The following is a 3,561-nucleotide window of genomic DNA, read 5'->3' as shown; positions in this document are numbered from 1 at the left end:
CTGGAGTTCGGGGAGACGCCCGGCCTTGGATGGATTCCCGGCGAGGTGCGCCGCCTGCGCCCCGCCGACGCGACGGCCAAGGTCCCGCACATGGGCTGGAACGATCTTGTCAATCCGCACGGCCCCGAACTGATCGCCGCCATCGGCGCGGCGCCCATGTACTTCACCCACTCCTTCGCCTTCTGGCCCGATGACGCCGCCGACGTGGCCGCTGAGGCCGACCATGGCGGACGGTTCCCCGCCGCCGTGGTGCGGGAGAACATGGCCGGGGTGCAGTTCCATCCCGAAAAATCCCAGTCCGCGGGGTTGGCCCTGCTGTCGCGTTTCCTGGAGTGGCACCCGTGATCCTCTACCCCGCCATCGACCTGAAGGACGGCGAGTGCGTCCGCGTCCTGCATGGCGACCTCGACACGGCCACGGTCTTCAACACCTCCCCGGCGGCCCAGGCGCGCACCTGGGCCGGGGCCGGGTTCCACTGGATCCACGTGGTGGATCTGAACGGCGCCGTTGAAGGCCGGGCGGTGAATGGCGAGGCTGTAGAGGCCATCCTCGCGGCGGTCTCCACCCCTGTCCAGCTCGGCGGCGGAATCCGCAGCCTGCAGGATGTGGAGCGCTGGATCGAGGCCGGCGTCTCGCGGGTGATCCTGGGCACGGTCGCCGTGACCCGGCCGGAGATCGTCATCGAGGCCGCCCGGCTCTGGCCCGAGCAGATCGCCGTCAGCGTCGATGTCCGCGCAGGCAAGGTCGCCACCCAGGGCTGGACCGAGAGCACCGACCTGGACGCCGTCACCGTCGCCCGCCGCTTCGAGGACGCCGGGGTCGGCGCCCTGATCATCACCGACATCGACCGTGACGGGACGGTGATGGGATTCAACGTCGAGGCCTTCGGCGCCATCGCCGACGCCGTGGCCATCCCGGTCATCGCCGCCGGCGGCCTGGCCTCGGTGGAGGACATTATCCGGCTGAAGGCGCGGCGCGGCGCACCTGTGGCGGGCGCGGTCCTGGGCCGGGCCCTGTACAACGGCGCCATCGACCCCGCCGTCGCCCTGGCGGCCTCGGCCTGACCATGCTGAAGGTCCGCGTCATCCCCTGCCTCGACGTGAAGGACGGGCGCGTGGTCAAGGGCGTGAACTTTGTCGCCCTGCGCGACGCCGGCGATCCTGTGGAGCAGGCGCGGGCCTACGATGCAGCGGGGGCGGACGAACTCATGTTCCTCGACATCACCGCCAGTCATGAAGGCCGGGGCGCTCTCCTGGATGTGGTCGCACGGACAGCGGACGTCTGCTTCATGCCCCTGTCGGTAGGTGGCGGAATCCGGTCGGTGGAGGACGCTCGCGCCCTGCTCCTGGCGGGGGCGGACAAGATCAGCGTCAACACGGCGGCGGTGGAGGATCCGGACCTGATCTCCCGCTGCGCCGACGCCTTCGGCTCCCAGGCGGTGGTGGCGGCGGTCGACGCCCGGGCGACGCCCGAGGGCGGCTGGCGGGTGTTCACCTATGGCGGGCGCCGGGACTCGGGCCTGGATGCGGCGGCCTGGTCGGAAGAGGTGGTGCGGCGCGGGGCCGGCGAGATCCTCCTGACCTCCATGGACCGGGACGGGGTCCGCAACGGCTATGACCTGGGCCTGTTGCGGGCGGTGACGAACGCGGTCAAGGTTCCGGTCATCGCCTCAGGGGGCGCAGGAGAGGCCCGGCACATGGTCGAAGCCGTCACCCAAGGCGGAGCGGACGCCGTCCTGGCCGCCTCGATCTTCCATTTCGGCGACGTCTCCATCCGCGAGGTCAAGGCCGCCATGGCGGCGGCGGGCCTGCCGGTCCGCCAGACGGAGCCGGCGGCGTGAGCCGGCTTGGCGAGGTGGTCGGGCGCCTGGAGGCGGTCATCGAGGCCCGGCGGGACGCCCGCCCCGAGACCTCCTGGACCGCCCGCCTTCTCCAGGACGGGCCGCCGCGCGCGGCGCGCAAGCTGGGCGAGGAAGCGGTGGAGGCCATCGTGGCGGCCGTTTCCGGAGACCGGGACGGCCTGGCGGCTGAGGCCGCGGACGTTCTTTACCACCTCCTCGTGCTTCTGGCGGCGGCGGGGGTCTCGCCGGACGAGGTCGCCGCCCGGCTGGAGGCCCGCGAGGGGGCTTCGGGCCTTGAGGAAAAGGCCGCCCGGGGCCAGGCCGGGTCATGAGGGCGCCGTCCGCCACGACCCTGATCCTCCTGGGCCTGGTCGCCGGCCTGACGGCGGGGGCCGTGCTGCACGCCGTCGAGGCGCCGGGCGAGGCCAGCCTGGTCGCGGCGGCGGCGGCGGTCGGCGGCGTCTGGCTCGACGCCCTGCGCATGACCATCATCCCGCTGGTCTTCGCCCTCCTGGTCACCGGCATGGCCCGGGCCGCCGACGCGGTGGGCCGCGGCGGCCTGGCGGGAAGGGCGCTCCTGGCCTTCGGCGGGCTCCTCCTCTTGGCCGCCACCCTCACCGCCGGGCTCACCCCGGCCCTGCTGGCCGCCTGGCCGGCGCCGGGCGAGGCGGCGGCGGCCCTGAGGGCGGCGGCGACCGGTGACGCCGGGAACATTCCACAGACCCCGCCGCTCTCCGAGTGGCTCGGCGCCTTCATCCCCGCCAATCCCTTCAAGGCCGCCGCCGACGGGGCCATGGCCTCCCTGGTGGTCTTCGCCCTCATCTTCGGCCTGGCCGTCTCCCGGCTCGACGCAGCCCGTCGGGACCTGCTGGTCACGGTCTTCGACGGCGTGCAGGCGGCCATGATGGTGATCGTCCGCTGGGTCCTTGTCCTGGCGCCGGGCGGCGTCTTCCTCCTCGCCCTGACGGTCGGCGCGCGGACGGGCTTCGGCGCCGTGGGTCTGCTGGGGCACTATGTGGTCATCGTCAGCCTGATGTGCCTCATGGCCGGCGCCCTCGGCGTCATTGCGGCCCTGGCCGGGGGCCGGACCCCGGCCCGGGATCTGGCGGGCGCCATGGTCCCGGTGGGCGCCATGGCCATCTCCACCCAGTCCTCGCTCGCCTGCCTGCCGGTCATGCTGGCGGCCTGCACCCGGCTGGGAATCCCGGAGCGGGTCAGCGGCCTTGTCCTGCCCATGGGCGTAGCCCTCTTCCGGATCACCAGCCCGGCCGGTAACCTGGCTGTGGCCCTCTACGTGGCGCATCTCTACGGGGTCCCCCTCGCCCCGGCCCAGGTGGCCGCAGGGGTGCTTGTGGCGGCCCTGGTCAGCCTTGCGGCGGTAGGGGTGGCGAGCTCGGTGACCTTCTTCACCACCCTGGTCCCCATCTTCATGAGCCTGGGCCTGCCCATGGAGCTCCTGCCCCTGCTGCTGGCGGTGGAGACCTTCCCGGACTTCTCGCGCACCCTCGGCAACGTCGCCGGGCACGTGGGCGTTACGGCCTGGGCGGCGCGCTGGCGTCGAGCGGACGCCGCTTGAGGGCGATGTAGAGGGCGCCTTCGCCGCCATGACGGCGGTGCGCCTCCGAGATTCCCGCCACGACCGCCTGCAGGTGGGGGGCCGCCAGCCATTCCGGCGTCAGCCGGCGGAGCACGCCGTCCCCTCGAACCCCCTTGCCGGTGAT

General features: G+C 73.0%; 6 protein-coding genes. 5 read left to right on the top strand and 1 reads right to left on the bottom strand.

Features of this window, described 5'->3' with window-relative positions:
- The 5 genes from hisH to IM632_RS13440 form a co-directional block, all read left to right on the top strand.
- Positions 1 to 345 (top strand): imidazole glycerol phosphate synthase subunit HisH (gene hisH, locus IM632_RS13460; protein ID WP_296552469.1); only part of this gene is annotated, 345 nt, incomplete at its 5' end.
- Positions 342 to 1,064 carry a 1-(5-phosphoribosyl)-5-[(5-phosphoribosylamino)methylideneamino]imidazole-4-carboxamide isomerase gene (gene hisA, locus IM632_RS13455; protein WP_293519546.1) on the top strand — a complete coding sequence of 241 codons (723 nt, stop codon included), beginning with the start codon at positions 342 to 344 and terminating at the stop codon, positions 1,062 to 1,064. The genes hisH and hisA, both read left to right, overlap by 4 nt.
- A gap of 2 nt (positions 1,065 to 1,066) precedes the next feature.
- A complete protein-coding gene (gene hisF / locus IM632_RS13450) occupies positions 1,067 to 1,840 on the top strand; it encodes an imidazole glycerol phosphate synthase subunit HisF (RefSeq protein ID WP_296483827.1) in 774 nt (257 codons plus the stop codon).
- Positions 1,837 to 2,172 (top strand): phosphoribosyl-ATP diphosphatase, encoded by a 336-nt coding sequence (locus tag IM632_RS13445; RefSeq protein WP_293512228.1) that lies wholly within the window; start codon positions 1,837 to 1,839, stop codon positions 2,170 to 2,172. Before hisF ends, IM632_RS13445 begins: the two co-directional genes overlap by 4 nt.
- Positions 2,169 to 3,416 carry a cation:dicarboxylase symporter family transporter gene (locus IM632_RS13440; RefSeq protein WP_296552467.1) on the top strand — a complete coding sequence of 416 codons (1,248 nt, stop codon included), beginning with the start codon at positions 2,169 to 2,171 and terminating at the stop codon, positions 3,414 to 3,416. Before IM632_RS13445 ends, IM632_RS13440 begins: the two co-directional genes overlap by 4 nt.
- On the opposite strand, the gene IM632_RS13435 is transcribed toward IM632_RS13440, so the two are convergent.
- Positions 3,373 to 3,561, bottom strand: a 189-nt coding sequence (locus tag IM632_RS13435; protein WP_296552465.1) for a Smr/MutS family protein, incomplete at its 5' end; no start/stop codon positions are given. The two genes, IM632_RS13440 and IM632_RS13435, sit on opposite strands and share 44 nt — an antisense overlap.

Source organism: Phenylobacterium sp., assembly GCF_020402505.1.
In the GTDB taxonomy this organism is placed as follows: Bacteria; Pseudomonadota; Alphaproteobacteria; order Caulobacterales; family Caulobacteraceae; genus Phenylobacterium.
The sequence above is the reverse complement of the archived record's forward strand: the minus strand, read 5'-3'. Positions and strand labels throughout refer to the sequence as shown.